This is a genomic window from Acetobacter oryzoeni, from assembly GCF_004014775.2.
GTDB lineage: Bacteria > Pseudomonadota > Alphaproteobacteria > Acetobacterales > Acetobacteraceae > Acetobacter > Acetobacter oryzoeni.
On the sequence record NZ_CP042808.1, the window covers coordinates 2054571 to 2074365 of the forward strand.

Annotated in this window: 19 protein-coding genes; 3 read left to right on the plus strand and 16 right to left on the minus strand. The window is 49.6% G+C overall.

The features are described 5' to 3' along the window. Positions 1-6: 6 nt before the first annotated feature. The 3 genes from nadC to EOV40_RS09435 form a co-directional block, all read right to left on the minus strand. Positions 7-864: a carboxylating nicotinate-nucleotide diphosphorylase gene (gene nadC, locus EOV40_RS09425; RefSeq protein ID WP_128105761.1), complete on the minus strand. Its 858-nt coding sequence runs from the start codon at positions 862-864 to the stop codon at positions 7-9. 26 nt (positions 865-890) lie between these two features. Next, entirely contained in the window at positions 891-1871 is a 981-nt protein-coding gene (gene nadA, locus EOV40_RS09430) for a quinolinate synthase NadA (RefSeq protein WP_128105762.1), read from the minus strand. An 80-nt stretch (positions 1872-1951) separates the two neighbouring features. Next, a complete protein-coding gene (locus tag EOV40_RS09435; RefSeq protein WP_128105763.1) occupies positions 1952-2836 on the minus strand; it encodes an NUDIX hydrolase in 885 nt (294 codons plus the stop codon). Between the two features lie 257 nt (positions 2837-3093). Here EOV40_RS09435 and EOV40_RS09440 point away from each other — a divergent pair, with 257 nt between their 5' ends. Then, positions 3094-3726, plus strand: coding sequence for a TetR/AcrR family transcriptional regulator (locus EOV40_RS09440; RefSeq protein WP_128105764.1), 633 nt, complete (start codon positions 3094-3096; stop codon positions 3724-3726). Here EOV40_RS09440 and EOV40_RS09445 read toward each other — a convergent pair. The 6 genes from EOV40_RS09445 to EOV40_RS09475 form a co-directional block, all read right to left on the minus strand. Next, positions 3698-4990 (minus strand): NAD(P)/FAD-dependent oxidoreductase, encoded by a 1293-nt coding sequence (locus EOV40_RS09445; RefSeq protein ID WP_050818394.1) that lies wholly within the window; start codon positions 4988-4990, stop codon positions 3698-3700. The genes EOV40_RS09440 and EOV40_RS09445 overlap by 29 nt on opposite strands. 178 nt (positions 4991-5168) lie before the next feature. Next, the gene (locus EOV40_RS09455; RefSeq protein WP_128105765.1) at positions 5169-6560 is read right to left on the minus strand and encodes an NAD-dependent succinate-semialdehyde dehydrogenase; all 1392 of its coding nucleotides are present in this window, start codon (positions 6558-6560) and stop codon (positions 5169-5171) included. Positions 6561-7017: 457 nt separating this feature from the next. Beyond that, entirely contained in the window at positions 7018-8253 is a 1236-nt protein-coding gene (locus EOV40_RS09460; protein WP_128105766.1) for an MFS transporter, read from the minus strand. A gap of 25 nt (positions 8254-8278) precedes the next feature. Continuing rightward, positions 8279-8680, minus strand: a complete 402-nt coding sequence (locus EOV40_RS09465; protein WP_128105767.1) for a GlcG/HbpS family heme-binding protein — start codon at positions 8678-8680, stop codon at positions 8279-8281. A gap of 175 nt (positions 8681-8855) precedes the next feature. After that, positions 8856-9428, minus strand: a complete 573-nt coding sequence (locus EOV40_RS09470; protein WP_128105768.1) for an NADPH-dependent FMN reductase — start codon at positions 9426-9428, stop codon at positions 8856-8858. 98 nt (positions 9429-9526) lie between these two features. Further along, positions 9527-10396, minus strand: coding sequence for a pirin family protein (locus EOV40_RS09475; RefSeq protein ID WP_128106237.1), 870 nt, complete (start codon positions 10394-10396; stop codon positions 9527-9529). A gap of 120 nt (positions 10397-10516) precedes the next feature. Here EOV40_RS09475 and EOV40_RS09480 point away from each other — a divergent pair, with 120 nt between their 5' ends. Beyond that, positions 10517-11443, plus strand: coding sequence for a LysR substrate-binding domain-containing protein (locus EOV40_RS09480; protein WP_128105769.1), 927 nt, complete (start codon positions 10517-10519; stop codon positions 11441-11443). A 175-nt stretch (positions 11444-11618) separates the two neighbouring features. Further along, positions 11619-11768 carry a hypothetical protein gene (locus tag EOV40_RS09485; RefSeq protein WP_167506833.1) on the plus strand — a complete coding sequence of 50 codons (150 nt, stop codon included), beginning with the start codon at positions 11619-11621 and terminating at the stop codon, positions 11766-11768. Between the two features lie 75 nt (positions 11769-11843). On the opposite strand, the gene EOV40_RS09490 is transcribed toward EOV40_RS09485, so the two are convergent. The 7 genes from EOV40_RS09490 to EOV40_RS09520 form a co-directional block, all read right to left on the minus strand. Next, complete coding sequence (locus EOV40_RS09490; RefSeq protein WP_012812288.1) at positions 11844-12284, minus strand: ExbD/TolR family protein; 441 nt, start codon at positions 12282-12284, stop codon at positions 11844-11846. 54 nt (positions 12285-12338) lie between these two features. Continuing rightward, the gene (locus tag EOV40_RS09495) at positions 12339-12758 is read right to left on the minus strand and encodes an ExbD/TolR family protein (protein ID WP_128104741.1); all 420 of its coding nucleotides are present in this window, start codon (positions 12756-12758) and stop codon (positions 12339-12341) included. Positions 12759-12787: 29 nt separating this feature from the next. After that, entirely contained in the window at positions 12788-13801 is a 1014-nt protein-coding gene (locus EOV40_RS09500; protein ID WP_244296871.1) for a MotA/TolQ/ExbB proton channel family protein, read from the minus strand. Positions 13802-13891: 90 nt separating this feature from the next. Further along, entirely contained in the window at positions 13892-14635 is a 744-nt protein-coding gene (locus tag EOV40_RS09505) for an energy transducer TonB (protein ID WP_080986835.1), read from the minus strand. Positions 14636-14739: 104 nt separating this feature from the next. Continuing rightward, positions 14740-17211, minus strand: coding sequence for a TonB-dependent receptor plug domain-containing protein (locus EOV40_RS09510; protein WP_087651853.1), 2472 nt, complete (start codon positions 17209-17211; stop codon positions 14740-14742). 250 nt (positions 17212-17461) lie between these two features. After that, on the minus strand, positions 17462-18682 hold the full coding sequence (locus EOV40_RS09515; RefSeq protein ID WP_128105771.1) for an MFS transporter: 1221 nt from the start codon (positions 18680-18682) through the stop codon (positions 17462-17464). 131 nt (positions 18683-18813) lie between these two features. Continuing rightward, positions 18814-19725 carry a DMT family transporter gene (locus EOV40_RS09520; protein ID WP_128106238.1) on the minus strand — a complete coding sequence of 304 codons (912 nt, stop codon included), beginning with the start codon at positions 19723-19725 and terminating at the stop codon, positions 18814-18816. Positions 19726-19795 lie beyond the last annotated feature (70 nt).

The following is a 19795-nucleotide window of genomic DNA, read 5'->3' on the forward strand; positions in this document are numbered from 1 at the left end:
GGAAAACTAGATGTAATCCAAACCAATATCCAAAGCTTTTACGCTATGGGTTAGCCACCCTGCAGAAATAACATCCACTCCGGTTTCAGCAACAGCGCGCACTGTTTCATGCGTAATCCCGCCTGATGCCTCGGCTATGGCAGAGCCCTTGATCATACTGACAGCTTTACGCAGAGTGTCCGTATCCATATTATCCAGCAGATAGGCATCAGCACCGCCGCAGGCTAGAGCAGTTTTTAACTGTTGAAGCGTATCTACCTCTAGTTCGATTTTCATAAGATGACCTGTTCGCTCACGTGCTTTTTGCAAAGCCACATCAACCCGTCCACCACACAAGGCAAGGTGATTATCCTTGATCAAAATAGCATCATCTAACCGAAAACGATGATTGCCACCTCCTCCCGCCTTTACAGCATATTTTTGCAAAGCCCTTAAACCCGGCAGTGTTTTACGGGTGCAGCAAATAACAGCTTTTGTGCCCGCCACTGCATCCACCATCTGGCGTGTTTGAGTGGCAATACCACTCAGATGCGAGAGGATATTCAGGGCTGTCCGCTCTCCTGCCAGAACAGTTAGGGCATCGCCTTCTACTTCGGCAATTACATCACCAATGGCCAGCTTGTCCCCATCCTGCTTGAGGGTACGAAACTGCACATGCTCGTCCAACAAAGCAAAAGCTTGCCGTGCGCCTTCAAGCCCCGCAATAACACCTGGATGACGCGCACGAAATACTGCGCGTATTTTCTGCTCCGGCGTTACCAATGCTTGCGTGGTAATATCTCCTCCCTGCCCCAGATCTTCAAACAATGCGGCTTGAACAACAGGTTTCCATAACAAAGCAGGAAAATGGCATGTGTAAGACATATGTATGGAAGCTCCTATCCTAGCCTTTAAACACGCAGCATACGCTCAACAGCCAAGCGGGCACGCTCTTGCAAGGCTTCATGGATAACAACCTCGGCCTCCAGATTTTCCAAAGACTTTCGGATAGCGGGCAATGTAATCCGCTTCATATGCGGGCACAGATTACAGGGCCGCACAAAAGTTGTGTTTGGATATTCTGCTGCCAAATTGTCACTCATAGAACATTCTGTTACCAGAAGGACTTTTTCGGGTTTTTCTTGCGCAATATAGGTAATCATCTGGGCAGTGGAGCCCGAATAATCTGCCGCTGCCACTACCTCTGGTGGGCATTCAGGATGCGCAACAACTTTAACCCCTGGATGCATACGCCGATATTGCCGAATTTCTTGCGGGGTAAACCGTTCATGCACCTCACAATGTGCAGGCCATGTTATCATTTCAATTCCGGTTTCAGCCTGAATATTACGGGCCAGAAACTCATCTGGAATCATGATGACACGCGGAACGTTCAGACTTTCCACCACCTTGCGCGCATTACCTGAAGTGCAGCAGATATCGCTTTCGGCCTTAACTGCGGCGGTGCTGTTCACATAAGTTACAACAGGCACGCCGGGATACGCTTGTTTAAGGCTACGCACATTCTCGGCTGTAATGCCTTCCGCCAAAGAACAACCTGCAGCTACATCCGGAATAAGAACTTTCTTTTCTGCATTCAGCAATTTGGCTGTTTCTGCCATAAAATGCACGCCAGCCATAAGAATGATATCGGCATCTATATTCTGCGCTGCACGTGCAAGAGCAAGGCTATCGCCCCGTATATCAGCCACACAATGAAAGATTTCTGGCGTTTGATAGTTATGCGCGAGAATAACGGCATTATGCTGCTTTTTAAGGCGTATAATCGCCTCAATATCCGCTGCATACCGTTCTTCCCACAAATCTCGTGCCATAATGCTGGCTACAGGCTGATACAGAGTATCCCTGTCTGGAACATTGACGACCAACATGAATACCCTCCTGCGCGGTACATATGCTCAATTTGAGTATATGTACCGCACAGGAAAAACAAGCACTTTGAACCTACTTTTTATAACAATGGCGTTAGCGGCAATTTAGCGCCAGCCAGATAGCAGTTCTGCCCTGCTTCTGGCCGAAAACAGTATAGTTTTGCAGGCCGCCCCTGCTGAGGCACATCAAAATTACCCGTTTCTTCCACCAGCTTTTGCTGCAAAACCAGGCGTCTGAAGTTTTGCTTGTGCATCCAACAACCCGCCAATGCTTCCATGGCCAACTGAAGCTGCAACAATGTAAATGTCTGTGGCAACAGATCGAATACAACCGCTGTATAGCGAATTTTAGCCCGCACGCGCGAAAGAGCTGTCGCCAAAACGCGCCTATAATCTGCCTGCATTGGCAAACCTAATTGAAGTTGTCCTTCAAAATGTTTGGCTTCGTGCACCAAACCAGCTTCCCACAAAAGTTCGTAACGGTCTAAAGCCAGTTCATCGTTCCATGGATGCGGAGAAAGGCCAAACAGTCTGGCGCATCTTTGCTGTTTGGCAGAACTCTTTCCGGCCCAATTTTTCAGTAATAAAATGATACTTTCCAGGAGAGGCTGAGCCTCTGGATTTCTCCGATCCTCCCACGGAAAGTAATCATATAGGGAACGCTCTGCTATTGTTTGGTCTGCATTGGAACTGATCAGAGCCATATAGGAAATACGCACCAAGCGGCTTTTATCTGCCACCTGCGTATCTGCAAACGTATAAAGCTGTTCTGTATGACCCAATATCACGCCCGTTTGCTGCTCCACCCATCGGCATAGTTCCTTTTGCAAGGAATGACCGCCCAAGGTTAACGGGCCAGATGGTAAGGCCAGACCATTTTCCAGCGTAAGCACACAGGGCGTATCCTTTCTGACATTCAAAAGAACGGCTACAAGCTCTGCCCTGCAAAACGCTGTCTGTTTCATGAAGCCTCAATAATGGAGCAAAAATGAAAATATCATGGATGAAATCTGCATACTCATTTTTCATATGGGCGTGAAGATTCCACACAAAAAAACAGATATTCTTAACAATGTTTCCACTGCAATATTTTCCAAATGCACATGTCTCGTGATATTATACAGAGACATCATTCATTTCTGGCATCTTCAGGCTGATATTTGTGCTTGTTTAGATAAAGATATAGAAACTTTTTGAAAGAAATCAGGATATTCCCGCGCCCATGAAGACGCCTACAAAACATGATATCGCAAAAAAGAAAATTGTAGATTCAGCACGCGCGCTTATTGCTGAACGCGGATTTTCGGCAGTGGGCCTTTCGCAAATTCTAGAAGTTGCGGGTATTCCCAAGGGTTCGTTTTACCATTATTTTGCATCTAAAGAGGCGTTTGGAGAGGAACTTCTCCGCTCTTACATGCATGATTATTTAATAAATATTCATGCGCTCTTTGCCACACCAGATAAAAATGGTGCGCAAAAGTTATTTTCTTATCTGGATTTCTGGCGCTGTTCACATATCAAAGGGCAAGTTGGGGATAAATGCCTGATTGTTAAACTGGCCGCAGAGGTTTCTGACATATCAGAACGCATGCGCCGTATTATGGAAACCGGCACAGCTTCCGTTATCACCCATGTCTCTCAAGTTATCAAAATAGGACAGGAGGACGGGTCTGTACACTCCGCCCTACCTGCCCATAAACTTGCATCATCACTCTATCAGCTCTGGCTGGGTGCAACCTTAATGACGAAAATTACGCATTCATCCCATCCAATGGATGAAGCATGGCAAACTTCGCTCACGCTTCTTGGTTGCACCGCAAATCAGATCAGTCCAGCCGCACGGAAGGACGAATAACGGTTTCTACCATATCAGCAAAGATGGAAGCCAAGCCGCGTATCCAGCCAAACAGTTCTATCTGGTGCTGACGATACAGCATGATATGCCCAATACGGGCTGAAAGCCCATGCAGCATACCGCCCCCCATAACGCGGCCACCCGGCAGAGCGGCCCAGCCATTGTAATTACCCAATGCAACAATGGCGCCTTTGTTATGGAAGATGCAGGAAGGCACTTCCTTACCGCTTTCCAGCCATGCTGGCAGATGCTGTGCCAGATGATGCGCCTGCTGGCGAGCAACCTGTGCCGTAGCGGGCAGCGGATCATCTACAATGTAAGAACAATCCCCCATTGCAAAAATACGATCATCATCAACAGAACACAGGTTGGGTTTGACGTTGATCTGCCCAGAACGGCTTAGGGAAAGGCCGCCATAGGTTTTTGTCACCTCCGGCGCCTTCACACCGGCTGCCCATACGCGCAGGGTAGCTGGCACATGTGTGCCATCTTTAAGCGTAAACCCTGTGGGATCAGCAGCAGCAACACGCGCAGATGTGCGCACATTCACACCAATCCGCTCCAGTTCCTGCTGCGCTGCAATGGAAACAGATTCCGGAAAGGCAGGAAGAATACGTGCGCCAGACTGTAACAAAGTGATGCTCAGTTTTGGCGGTGCCTTGCCAAATGCATGCAAGCTGACCGGGTCAACAATCTCAAGAGATTTATGAAGTTCCGCAGCGAGCTGAGTGCCTGTGGCCCCACCCCCAACAATAGCAATATCCAATTCGGAATTATCAGCAAATGACTTCAGAATTTCCATTCTGAACTTTTCATTAAAAGCATTTGCTTCAACAAGATTATCAATAAACAGACAATTTTCCAGTACACCGGGGGTGCCAAAATCATTGGCGCGGCTTCCGATGGACAGCACAATGGCATCATACGTCATGGTTCTGCTATCCAGAACCTTGCTGCCGTCTGATGCATGTAGGGGGCTTAAAACAACTTCCCGCTTTTCTCTATCAATAGAAACAACTTCACCAGGCCAGAATTCAAAATTGTGGCTGCTGGCTTGTGCCATAAAACTGATGCGGTCATTTTCATTCTGCACTGTGCCTGCGGCAAAGCAATGCAGCATGGGCTTCCATACATGTGAAAAGCTTTTATCAATAAGCGTGATACGTGCTTTTCCATGCCGGCCAAGTGTTTTACCCAGACGCGTTGCAAGGGCAAGTCCTGCCACTCCGCCACCGACAATAAGAATTTCAGACTTGGACGACATCAGGTTTACATGCCTCTTTCAGGAAGTAAGCGGGAGATAACGTTATATTTTGGGATGAATATTTTTATTAAAAAGAATTATTTGTTATTACACTATATAATTCTAATTACTTATATTTCTTATACTATAACTATTCTGTGAAAGCAGGCACCTTTACAGGCGCCTGCTAACAGTATGATCAGAACGGTGCGTCGATATCGACCGTGTTGATCAGCTTGTGGTTCACGAACTCTTTGATACCAAGACCAATCAGTTCACGACCATAACCGGAGTTTTTAATACCACCGAAGGGCAGATCTGCCTTAGGCACCAGCGGATGGTTGATGAACACCATACCCGTGCGGATTTTTGCAGCCACACGTGCGCCGCGTGCTTCGTCTTTAGTGAAGACAGAACCACCCAGACCATAAGGAGAATCATTGGCAATGCGGATTGCATCGTTCTCGTCTTTTGCACGATACAACTGCGTTACCGGGCCAAAGAATTCCCAATGGCGGGCTGCGTTATCACCGTCCAGACCGGTCATCAGCAGCGGACGGAAGAAAGCACCCTTACCAGGAACTTCTGGCCCAATTACTTCAACCTTCGCACCATGCTTGATGGCTTCTGTCACCTGGCGATGCAGATCATCCATAGCGCCTTTGGAGCACAGAGGTGCCAGCGTTGTGGAAGGATCCATCGGGTCACCAGCTTTCAGCTCGGAAACACCCTTTTTGTACAGTTCCAGGAAGCGATCATAAATGGAATCAGCAACAATCAGACGCTTGGCAGATACACATACCTGGCCAGCATTCCAATGGCGGCCAATAACGGCCCATTTAGCAGCTTTTTCTACGTCGGCATCGTCCAGAACAATAAAGGCGTCTGCGCCGCCCAGTTCCATGGTTGCCTTTTTCAGGGCTTTACCAGCAACACCAGCAATAATGGTGCCTGCGCCTTCAGAACCTGTTAGTGCCACACCGCAAACGCGGGGGTCATTCAGGATAACTTCTGTGTGGCGGCGTGCTGTATAAAGGTTACGGAACAGACCTTTTGGCAGGCCAGCTTCGTTCATCAGTTCTTCACATGCAGCAGCGCACTGCGGCAGGTTGGAAGCGTGCTTAAGCAGAACAGCGTTACCAGCAGAAAGCTGCGGCGCAATAATGCGAACAACCTGATAGAACGGGAAGTTCCATGGCTCAATTGCCAGCACAATACCCAGAGGTTCGTGCACCAGAACAGCCTTGCCTTCAGCCGGATCAGCAACCGGCAGGGATTCCGGCTTCAGCAGCTCTTCTGCATATTTTGCATAGTATTCGAAAATTTCAGCAGAAAGGATAACTTCCGCTTTGGACTCTGCAAACAGCTTGCCCATTTCCAGCGTGCCCAGACGGGCATACTTATCAACATCACGACGCAGAATGGCAGCTGCGGCATTCATAATACGAGCGCGTTCAGCAAAGGAGGTATCACGCCATTTTTCAAAAGCGGCATGAGCTTCGGACAGTGCGGTCTGAACTTCCTGATCTGTAGCTTCAGGAAAATTAGCAAGAACTTCCCCTGTATAGGGATTGGTTGTCGCGTACGCCATTTTTACCTCGTGAACAGTGAAATGGAAAAAGCAGAACGAGCCCGCAAATGCGGCATGCACCCGGCAGAGCAGAATGCTCTTATGTGTGGCATCGTCTCCCTCATCCAAAAAATAGACCGGTCAACTTTTATCGAGCAGGAAAATCCCTGATGGTAAAGTTCCATATACAAACTGGAAATATTCCTACCGAATCTGTATGGCCTGTTCTGGTTATCTGTATATGAACGGATATAGATGAAGTCAATTTATAATTAGACCAGTCGTCTTATAACTCTTATCCCATTTATGGTGGGATCGTATAAATGGGTTCAAGCAGGTATTATGCTTCTGCCCTCCCCCTTTCACCTTGCCATGTAGTAAATACAAAAAAGCTGAAAGGGATATTGCCCTTCCAGCTTAAAATGTTCGCACACAACTCAATATAGAATGCCGTCTCAGGCACTCTATCATAATCTATTCAGGAAATAGGTTGCCTGATTTCTTTCTGCCCACTCCGGCGCAACACCAGAATTGCCAGCAAATACACGACAAGACCACCAGCTGAGAGAACAGCGCCCCCAACACCCAGAGCCGAATACCCAAACTGATGTGCCAGCAACATGCTCCCCAGCGCTGCCCCCAATGCATTGGCAATATTAAATGCAGAGTGGTTAAGGGAAGCCGCCAAGGTTTGTGCATCCCCAGCAAAATCCATCAGACGTGTCTGCAATGCAGGCCCCAAACCATTTACAAAGGTTGGAATAAGAAAGACAGCAAGCGCCAAGAGCAACGGCTGATGCAAAACCGTAGAAAATCCAAGCATAACAACTGCACTTCCGCCAAGAGCCAGTATTGCAGCAAGATCCAACTTACGATCAACAAGCCATGCGCCCAGATTGGCCCCCACCAACATGCCCATGCCCCAGATAATCATGTACACCATAACGGACCATTCCGGCACATGCGTTACATTCTGCAGGATACTGGTAAGATAAGTATAAATGGCGAACATACCGCCAAAACCGATAGCCGCTGTAAGCAACGTAAGCAAAACCTGCGTGTTACCCATGGCAGAAACTTCTTTAAGCGGTGAGTTCTTGCGGTTGGGTTGATCTGCCGGAATATACCGCCACACCCCCAAAAAGGTAATGCAGCCAAATATACCGATAATAAGATAGGCCACACGCCAGCCAAAATGATCCGCCGCAAATGTAGAAAACGGTGCGCCAACCAAAGTGGAAATGGCAATACCAGACAGAACCCGCCCAACAGCCCATCCGCGGCGTGAACGCTCCACCATGGAAGCCGCAACAAGCGCAGAAATACCAAATAATGCCCCATGCGGCAGGCCGGTAATAAACCGCGCCACTTCAACCAGTTCTGGCGTGGGCATGCAAATGCTCAGGAAATTCCCGAAACAAAACAACACCAACAAAGAAAGAAGGAGCTCTCTACGGGAAAGCCGAGCACCCAGAATTGTAATAAGTGGCGCGCCAATCACCACCCCCAAAGCATAGGCTGTAATGGCGTATCCTGCATCTGCCGCAGATAGATGTAAGGAACGAGCAAATTCTGGCAACATGCCCATAATGGCAAATTCACCAGTTCCCACAACAAAAGTGCCAAAAGTAAGAATAAATAGGGCTGCAGCACGACCATGAGGGGGCTCAATGAACGAAGTACTTGCGGGAGGAGGCTGAGGAGCTGTGGTCATTTAAAAACTCAAAAATAAGATAGGATCAGTTATTTACGGCCTGCTTCATTGCAACACGCGCAATGGCAATATCATCTTCCGTTTTGGCGCCGGAAACACCTATGGCACCTAAAAAGGAACCATCAGTGGCTTTAATTACCAACCCACCGCCAAAGCTGGTTAAACCACCGTTTGTATTTTCCAGTGTATAGGCCTCACCATTCGGGTGGCCTTTTGATGCAAAATCCGCACTGTCCATCTGAAACAGAGCCGCCGTGCGCGCCTTTTTCTGGCTGACATCAACCACACCTAATGGCGCCCCATCCATCCGGGCAAAAACCACTGGCCATGCAGCGGTATCTACAATGGAGACACATACATTCACATTAAGCCGGCGTGCCTCTGCCAAGGCGGCATCCAGCATGGATAAAGCCATAGAAAGCTGCATGAAACAGAACTCCTGCACGAAGAAAAGCGCGCAGACTACTCATCTCGCTCTTAAATGAAAGAGAAATTATACACAAAACACATTTATTTAACGGCAATGAACATATTCTTGTTACAAATTGAGTGTGAGGCCCTTATTGGTTTTTTATTTTCGGCCCCACAATTCCTCCGATAGTCTATTTTTGTTCTCTACGTGCCAGATCTGCCAATGCCTGTATCTGGCGCGTAAGAAAAGCGCGTGTTCGCTCGTCTGTCAGTTCCTGCTTGTCTGTATCAAACTTATCCGCTGCCTGACCTATCATGGCTTCTGGCCTGTTCAGCACAAGAGCATCCATAAACACCATGCTCTGGCGTATGTGATACTGCGCACGTGCACCACCAATCATTCCGGGAGAAACCGTCTGTAATGCAACAGGCTTACGTGCAAATGGTTGCGGCGTAAGACGAGAAAGCCAATCAAGCGCGTTTTTCAGCACACCCGGCACGGAATAATTATATTCTGGCGTAACAATAATAACGCCGTCGGCTTTCCTAATCTGCTCCCCCATCGCAAGCACAGCAGCAGGAAAACCCTGCTCCTGCACATCCTGATTATAATGTGGAAACTCAGCAATGGACCCGAGTGCTGAAATAGTTATGCCCTCTGGCGCCAATGCAGGTAACGTGCGTGCCACAATACCGTTATAAGATGCCTTACGCAGGCTTCCCAACATCGTTACAAAATGTAGAGTTTCTTTTCCCTGCGTCATATTTTCTGCCCTAACTTGAAGTCATTATTGAACAATAGACCGCCATGGATGACATGACGTGCAGTCTGCACAATCGTTGCGTGCCATGGCATGAGGTATCAGGCTGAGATATTGCCAAAATGTCCGCTCTTGAAATCTTCAATCGCCTGACGGATTTCCTCCCGCGTGTTCATGACAAACGGTCCATATCCGGCAATAGGTTCATTCAACGGTGCGCCAGTTAAAACAAGAAAACTGGAAGGCTGGGTTGCTTGTAATGTTACCTCTGCCCCTTCCCTGCCCAGAAGCGCAAATTGTGCACTTCCCACTTCTTCCGCACCATTCACAATCAGCTTCCCTTCGAGTGAAACAATGGCTGCGTTATGCCCTGCTGGCAAAGGAAGCGTGATGTGTGCTCCTTCCTCCAGCTTCCCGTCCCATACATTCAGCGGAGAGAAAATATGCGCAGGTCCGTGTTGGCCTTCATAATCTCCTGCAATAATACGCAAGCTGCCAGTATTGCCCGGGAATATAACTGCCGGAATATTTCCTGCCTCTATAGTTTGGTAACCTGCCGGCACACCTTTGTCTTTGGCGGGCAAATTCACCCACAACTGCACCATCCGAAAATCTCCTCCCGTTTTTGCATAGGTTGGAGAATGAAATTCCTCATGCTGGATGCCATTGCCTGCTGTCATCCACTGCACATCCCCGGGGCCAATAATACCGCCACCGCCAGATGAATCACGGTGTTCCACTTCACCATCATAAACAATGGTAACGGTTTCAAACCCTTTGTGTGGATGCTGGCCTACGCCGCGCCGCTTATCTGTGGGCGCAAATTTATGCGGGCCAGCATAATCTAACAGCAGAAACGGGCTCAGATGCTCACCAAAATCTGTATAGGAAAACAGAGAGCGTACGGGAAAACCATCACCAACCCAGTGCCCACGGTCATTTCCATAACGACCAAGAATTTTCTTCTGCATGACTTTTGTCCTGTCTGAAGCAAGAAGCGCTTTTGCGCCTTGTGTTGACATGAAACATGCACCTTTCTTATCGTCTTATAAAGATTCCTAAATAAAACATTGCGTTGCATGAGCAGGACGATGAGAGACCTTAACGACTTTGGATATTTTGTGCAGGTTGTAAAATATGGTGGTTTTTCTGCCGCTGCGCGTGCAACTGGCCTACAAAAATCTCTTCTCAGCCGCCGCATCCGCCTTTTGGAAGAACGCCTGCATACGCGCCTGATCCAACGCTCATCACGCCACTTTAGTGTTACAGAAACAGGACATCGTTTTTACGAACACTGTATTGCCATGTTGGAGGAAGCAGACACGGCAGAGCGCTCTGTAGCCCAACTTCAAAGCGAGCCCTGTGGGCTTGTGCGCCTAAGCTGCCCTGTAGCCTTACTGAACTTTCAGTTTGGCGCCTTACTTGCCCGCTTTATCATGCTCTATCCGGCCGTAACACTACAGCTTGAAAGCACCAACAGGCGCGTAGATGTTTTAAAAGAAGGCATGGATCTTGCAATACGCGTGCGGTTTCCGCCCATTGCATCATCCGATCTTGTAATGCGTACGCTTGATACCAGCACGCAATGTTTAATTGCAGCCCCTAGCCTTGTACCTCGCCCTCTGGCTTCTCCGGCTGATTTAAACGCCTTTCCCAGCCTGGATTTTCATACCACGCCGGGTTCTCACTCATGGTTGCTCGAAAATCAGGAAGGACAAACAGCGACCATTTTCCATGAACCACGATTGGCAACAGACGATATGGCTGTGCTACGTGAAGCTGCCCTTGTAGGTGCAGGTATTGTGCAAATGCCCACCATGATGGTTTGGCAGGATATTGAAGCAGGGCGCCTCGTACGTGTGCTTCCTGGCTGGCAGCCACAAGCAGGTATTATTCATGCAGTCTTTCCATCTCGCCGTGGGCTTGTACCCGCTGTTCGCGCTTTACTGGATTTTTTGGCCGCGGAATGCCGCACACAACGCAACCTGGCCACTGAAGCTTTTAAAACATCCCTCTGACACAAAACCCTCTTTTCAAAACAGATAACAAAAACATTTTTTCAGAATTGTAAAAACGGAAACCTTATTTGTCGGGAACGTTGTATCTACACGCCCTACACCAATCAGGCAGACACCCAAAGATCCTGCCATTTTGGATGCGGCTTGTTCCACTACAATATGTATGAGGTTTGTTATGGCCGAAAAGAAAAACAAAGACAGCAAAAAGCAGGCTCAAGATGAAAAGCTTGATGAGGCTTTGGATGAAAGCTTTCCGGCTAGTGATCCGCCGTCTCAAACGGGTTTTACCGGAGATAAAGATCCACCTAAAAAACCCAAGAAATAAGAATGTTTATCTTTAACGTGCCTTCAAGATAGCTCTCTCTTTAGGCAAACATTCCTAAAGAGAGAGCCTCCCTTATTACTTACCGTCAGCGAACTGTTCCTGTCCGACGATTCCGAGTTTTGTGACGCCGAGGCGCTGTGCGTCGGCCATGACGTGGATGACGGTTTTGTAGTCAGCCAGACGGTTGGGCTGGAGGTGGAACTCCGGGCGGGAAGCCTCTGGCCCGCTGGCGATCTCACGCAGATGCGCCTGCAGATCGGCCTCGCCATTGATGGGCTGGCCATTCCAGGTCAGCGAGTTGTCAAAGTCCACAACCAGTGTCACCACAGGTGTTTCTTCCGTGCTGGGCGGCGGGTTGCCCTGCGGCAGATCAATCGAGACCGCCTGCGTCTGCAACGGGATGGTGATGATCAGCATGATCAGCAGCACCAGCATCACGTCAATCAGCGGCGTGGTGTTGATATCGACAATGCCTTCATCTTCCGTTGTGCTCTCGGAGCCAACATTCATGCCCATGGCCTGTGCTCTCCCCCACAGGATGGGGTGGCGTGCTGCGCCACCCGCCCCTGCCTATTTCGGCTTTTCCGTAATGAAATCGATATGGCTGATGCCCGCTTCCTGACACGTCGCCACCAGACGGCCCACACTCTCATAGCGTGTGGTCACATCTCCGCGGATCTGGATCTGCGGCTGGGGCTTCTGCACCGCCGCCTTCTCCAGCCGGGCCAGAAGATCGGCCCGGTCCCTGATCGGCGTTTCATCCCAGAAGGTCTGACCATCCGCCGTGACTGCCAAAACCACATTGCTCAGCTTGGTCTGGGTTGGCTGGTTCATGTCCTTGGGCAGCTGCACCTTCACGGTATGTGTCGCCACCGGAATGGTGATCAGAAAGATGATCAGCAGCACCAGCATCACATCCACAAGCGGTGTGGTGTTGATGGCGGAGACGACGTCGTCTTCCCCGCCGCTATCGCCAACCTGCATGCCCATAAGCGTTCTCCTTGCCTTGACCTGAGCGATTAGCCGACGCGGTTGGAAACCGTGGCCGTGGTGGGGGAGTTATCCGGGCGCACCACAATCTGATCCACCGCAGCCCCATGACGCACGCCACCGATGAGGATGGACTGCAGGTCAGCAGCAAAGTCACGCACCAGGTCCATGGCCGTCTTGTTGCGGCGCACCAGCAGGTTGTAGCCCAGAACGGCCGGCACCGCGGTGGCCAGACCAATGGCCGTCATGATCAGGGATTCACCCACGGGCCCTGCCACCTTGTCGATGGAAGCCTGACCGGCAATGCCGATGGCTGTCAGCGCGTGGTAGATCCCCCACACCGTGCCGAACAGACCGATGAACGGAGAGGTGGAACCCACGGTGCCCAGAAAGGCCAGACCCTTTTGCAGGCTGTTCTGGATGTTGTTGACCGCGCGCTGGATGGACATGCCCGTCCAGCTATGCAGGTCAATGCTTTCCTGCATCGTGCCTTCATGGTGTTCGGCAGCCACAATACCGGTATCGGCGATGTAGCGGAACGGGGATGTGGAAGTGAGTGCGGAAGCACCTTCCTGAATGCTGTGCTTGGTCCAGAAGCTTTTGGTGGCTTCCTTGGCGGCAGCGAACAGGCGGGCCTGCTCGATGAACTTGGTGATCATGATATACCATGTGCCCAGGGACATGGTGAGCATGATCAGCAGCACGCCGCGGGCAATGATATCCCCATTGGACCACAGAGCACCCAGACCGTAGGGGTTGGCTTCTTCCTTGGTGTCTGCTGCAGGTGGCGCCTGTTCGGCCGGGGCGCTGGCAGCAGGTGCAGGCGCTTCTGGCGCCGCAGGGGCTGGGGCTGCATCCGGTGTGGCGGCAGGTGCCGGTGCGGAAGATGGCGCCGCATCAGGAGCCGGGGCCGTGGCTGCGGGTGCGGGTGCTGCGGGCGCGGCATCCTGCGCAAAAGCCGCAACTGGGGCTGCAGTGCTCATCAGCAGCGCCAGAGCCGGAGCCGCAAGACCTGACACAAAAGAACGGGGCAGTCTGGTCATCTTCCTCATAATCCTCATCATCAGGGCCCGATCCGGCAGGGTATGGCCATTATGGGCCGGGCAATCCGTTATTGTGTTCGTAAGCTGATCTTAGTCATCCAGCTTGAAGTGGATGACATAGACCTTGTGCAGTTCCTTCACCGGCACACCATTGCGCATGGCCGGGCGATAACGGGCCTTGTGCACGTAATCCAACGCCGCCTGGGCAAAGGCCTGACCACCAGAGACCGACTGCACCTGGCAGTTGCTGGTCATGCCCGTGGGTTCCACATCACATGCAACCGTCACGCGGCCCTCGATGTTGTCTTCCTCCATTTCTGGGGGATAGACCGGCTGCACATGGTTAAGCGGTGCCGTTCCGGCCGTGGTGTCTGGCGCATCGGATGACGGTGCGCTGGCTGCGGGTTCGGTGGCGGCAGGTGGCGCCTTGGCCGTTTTGGTCTGTGGGGGTGCCGGATGTTTGGGGGGCGCCTTGGCCACATGCTTGATGGGCGGCTTGGGCGGCGGTGGCACCTTGATCTTGGGCGGTGGAATGAACGGCGGCGGCGGCTCTGCCATCACCGGCGGTGGCGGCGGCGGTGGAGGTGGCGGCGGTGGCGGCTGAGGTGGTGGCAGCACTTCCGTCTGAATGGGCGGGTGTTCAACGGGCACGCTCGCCTTCGTGCCCATCCCATACATCAGCCCCCACACACCAGCTCCATGCAAAAGAAGAACCGCTATAAGCGCACCAGCCCCAACCGCACCACCAGCGCGAAGAACATAACGCTCCTTCCCCTCTGTTCGTTGAGCAGCGTCACTTTCCAGCTTTTCGGAGTGTTCTGAAATATTCTGCATTATGCTCTCGCTGTTTTTGCACTGGCTTGGGCTATTTGTTTCAACAACCCAAGATGTGTCAGCCATGGTTCCAAAGGCTTAAATGTGAACACCTTCCTTTCCCTTTAGAAATCCAAAGAAGTTTTCACATAATACATCCCGCCGCTGAACCCATACGGAGAATAGGATGCGTATTTGGCAAGACCTTGCTGGGTATTGGCAATGGAGCTTGGCACACGGGTAGGATGCTTATTTCCTACATTGTTAGCCCCAATACCCACAGTCCACCGCGGGAAAATTTTATAGTCAACTTCCAGATTGGTAATAAAGCCCGGATTCTGCTGGAACGGTACACTGCCCGCCCCTGTTGGGGATGCCATATAGACAATGGAACCATACCGAAGTTCCTGCGCCATAAAGGACCACTTTCCACGCGTCCAATTGACGCTGATCTGCTCACGATTTTTGGGAGCAGAGTGCAACACCATCATCTTGGTATATTCATTTACCAGATCAGACTTTGCAGAACGAATTTCGTTGTCCGAGAAGTTGATCCCCATAGCAAAGCGGAACTGACCAAGATTTTTTGTGTGCAGGGTATAATCTGCACTCAAATCGCCACCAAATGTCTGCGTATTATACAGGTTTGCATAATATGAGAGTGAGGTTGCGCTTTCCAGATTTGCGTTTTTCAGCATTTCCAGAAGAACAGAGTCATTCTGATCTACCGAATAGGTTTTTGTGCTCCCCATTCTGCCGTTAATGGCAATGTAATAGAGGTTGCCTGTTACGTGGAAATCATCAACCGGCGTGGAATCAAAACCGATTGAGTAGCTACGAGAATATTCCCCTTTCATGCTGCCCGCACCAAGATATTTAGCAATCTGGCTGCCTGCAGGAATCTGGTCTACCGTATAGCCAGGATACGGCGCAGAATAGAAGTAGTTCATCGCACCCAAGGTAGGTGGACGATACCCCGTATTCACATTCGCACGGATCGCCCAACGCTTATTAAAGTTGTAGCGCGTGCCAACAGACCCTGTTTCCACTGTTGCAATGTTATTATAGCTGCCAACACGGCCACCCAATGTCCATTCCCACTGCTTGGTCACGTAGAAATCAAGATTGACATTACCTTCATAAACATCGCGGTTCTGATAGGTTGCCGCCATGGGAACGTTACCAGGGTGATCTGTTGCGCCCATCCCGCTCCATGAGGCCATTTCACCTTCAACCATCTGGAAAGTATCGTGGCGATATTCACCACCAAACCGCAGATTGATAGGCCGTGGCGCCCAATCTGGACGGAACGAACGAGAACCACGCAGGCCAGCCGTTAACTCTGTTGCAACTGAAGCACCATCATAAAAAGATGTTTGCGTGCTGCCGGGTATGGAAACGTTTTCAGAATTGGTAGTGCGGTAATTCTGCTTATCACGTGCGTAGGTTACATAAGCATCCCATGCAAAACCAAACTTGCGGGCCTTGATGCCGTTATCCGTTTCAAAATCCAGCTGATCCATTGCAATATAAGGCTGGTTACCAGCTGGATACAGGTCTGGATTGATCCACTCATCAGACGCCGTGTTGGCACGGTAGGTTTCAGGCACGTTGGCACGTCTGTGAGAAAACGTGGAAGTGCTGTAGAAATTGAACCCGCTACTTGCCAACGGCACAGACATGTTTTCGCTGATAGTTTCCAGTGTGGATTTAGGAATACCTAGCCCACGCTGAACATTGCGGTTTGCCGTTTCATTTCTGGAATCATCAAACATTGTCCCATAAAAATCGCCGCCACGTGTGGTTGGCAATTGATGAGAAATCTGCGCTGCAAGATCCAGATAGCCACCATTATGACCCAGCGCCATACCGTAGTTAGCCGAGCCATCCAAGGCCTGACCATCACCTGCATAATAACCACTGTTCTTAAAATTAACGCTGCCACCATGCGTATTGTGCTTGAGCACAATGTTTACAGCACCGGCAATGGCATCCTGCCCATAAAGGGCCGAAGCACCTTCTGTAACAACTTCAATATGATCAATGGCAGATACTGGAATGAGAGAAATATCAGCAGGCTCACTCCCCCAGTTTGTGCCAGAGTTTGAATTGAAGTTGGCCCCGATATGCCGGCGATGACCATTCACCAAAATTAGCGTATCATCAGGAGATTGCCCACGCAGCTGCATAGTCTGCACAAATGAACTGGCACCACCACCTGGCAAAGCTGCTGTTGTAATAGCCGGGTTTGCCTGTGCCAGAGCAGAGAGCACGTTTGTCTGGCCTGTTTTTAACAGTTCAGCACCCGTCACCACAGTAACCTGCGTCGTACTATGCTTTTGCGTTACCGGAGAAAATACAGAGTTGCTGGAATGTCCACCAACTTCAACAGCCTCTTCACCACCACGCAATGCCGCAAGATTTTTGGTGCGTCGGGTTGGCGCTGCTTTTGCACTTTTGGTTTTTTTTACAAGAACCTTTTGTGGGTTTGCTGTTGCAGATGTTGTATCTGCAGCAAACCCACTTTCTGCCGGAATGAGAGCACCGAATGCCACACTCGCGACAAGCGACAATTCAAACTTTGAGATCCTGGCCATCGCATCACCCTCAAATCCGGTAGGATTAAGAAAATATCGTATGAAATTATGATACGGTTCCGTTACGTTTTGACGTCATATTTAATATTGATATATCTCCCCTGCGCTCAAGGCAGAGCTTATATCTCTCGGTAAAACCGAGGTTTTGCATAATAAAAAATCCCCGCAAAGCTGCGCTTACAGCTTTCACGGGGGCTTTCCTATGCAATCAATAGATACTCCTAAGTATCTATATTTCTCTTTTAAGCACTTATGCCATAACAATCGGCTTACGCACTGTCAGCAGCGAAATGAAGCCAGCGAAAATCAACGCAACTGAACAACTATACCATGCCATATTAAAATTGCCTGTATATGACACAATATATCCTGTCAGAATTGGCGCTGTAAGCCCAATGGCATTGCTGAAAGTAAGCGTAACCCCTGTAACGGATCCTATTTTCTGTCCATCCTGCAACATGTCGGCCAACATGGCTGTGTTGGCACCATTTGCTGCAATCAGACAGCAAAGAGACAGAGATAAAATAATAAGGATAGGTGTTGCCTGATGAAAGAAAGGGAGAACACCAATCATCGCACTTCCCATAATACAAAACGCGACAATAAACCGGCGATGACTAGAATCTGAATGATTGCGGAATACAATGTGCTCCGCAATACGCCCTAAAATAATAGCTCCCACAGCGCCCAGTACATAACATCCTGCCGTACCACTCCCTGATCCAATAACATTAACATGTAGTTCATGAATAAGGTAAAATGGCACCCAGGACATCAATAGAAAATTCAGAAAGTTTTGAGTACACTGCACAACCAGAATGCCGCAAAAGGTTGAAGATCGAAAGAGTGCACATACTTCTGAAAACCGAATAGGGCGAACACGCGGTTGCGCGGCAGTTTTAGCCGGATTTCTATAAATCAGCCACCATGCAAGAGCCCAAACAAGCCCAATGGCACCCAAGGCCATAAATTCAAACCGCCACCCTACTTTTGCTATAAGATACGCGCCAGCAATTGTTCCCCCAGCCAACCCAATCTGCATACCGGTCAGCAATATGGTCATCACTGTTCCACGCTCATGCGGCTTGGCCCAGTTCCGAACTATAGTTGCCCCAACCCCGAATGTAGGAGCCTCTCCTACCCCCAACAGCATGCGTGATAAAATAAATTGAGTAACATTTTGTGTAAGTCCGCCAAGCACCATGGCACATGACCAAACAGAAACAGCCAGACTACCAACCAAACGCGCGCCAACAAGATCCAGAAATATTGTTGAAGGCAAATTCAGCAAAAAATAAGACCACAGAAAGCTGGAAGAAACCCACCCCATCTGCACGGAAGACAAGGAGAACTCCTGCCCCAATGCCGGAAGTGAAATAGAAAGAGCTGCGCGGTCTCCATAACTGATGACATACATCAGAAAAATCATAGTGAAGAATATGTATCTTGATGAACCTGCAGCCTTGTTCATATCTTCCTCTACCCTTCAACTTTATGGCTCCAAGAGCCACCCTGCATCGCGCAGATCATCAATATTACTTACGATACCGAAACATTATGGACGCAATTCACCCGTCTATAAAAGAAAAAACGTCTTTCATATTATGCGCCAGAAGAAGATTCTGTTTCTAAAACCACTTTTTGTTTTTGTGGTCGTTCATGCCTTAACATCCACAGGCCTGAACCAATAATCAGCAGACCACCTATAAACATGGCAACACCAGGTATCTCATGAAAACCTAGCCAGCCGATAAGAGCCGCCCAAATCAGACCGCAATATGCAAATGGCCCAATGGCTGAAACCTGAGCCGAAGCAAAAGCCTCTGTCTGCAACACCTGTGCAATGCCAGCAAAAGCACCAACTGCAATAAGGCATAATACATCAGCCCGTGTTGGCATCTGCCAGACAAAAGGTAGAGCTGCTGCTGTAGCAATTGTCATTAAAATGGCCTGCCACATTGCAATTGTTGTGCTTTTTTCCGTTGCTGAAAGCTGCCGGATCTGCATGGTTGTTAATGCCCCAACAGCGCCCTGCCCCAACGCAACAGCGTAAGCCCATGTAGGCACCGTACCATGTGCCGCTCCTAACAGACCCTTGCCGGTTGCAACAATAATAACCCCAACAAATCCGACACCTACCGCAACCCATCTTTGAACAGATGGCCGTTCATGCATGAATGGGATAGACAGCAAGATGAGAAACAGCGGCTGTGTATAAGAAAGAACCTGCTGTTCAGCTAACGGCAGATGAGTGACTGCCACAACAGTCATAATCATGCTGATAAGCCCCACAACAGAGCGAATAACATGGCCGCCAAAGTGGTGCGTTTTTAAAACCAGACCACCACGTAAAGCGATGGCAATAACAAACGGCATTGAAAAGAGATTTCTAAAAAAGACAATTTCAACAACAGAAAGTGTTGAACCTGTAATTTTTTGAAGCGCATTAAGCAGAGCCGTAAACAATGTTGCCAAGGCAAGAAAATAAGCGCCTCGCGCCAAATTATGCTGCATAGCCATTATTGCTCTGCTCCGGACAGAAACATATCCTCTTTTTTCTGTCCTTTTTTGCGCAAAATCATAT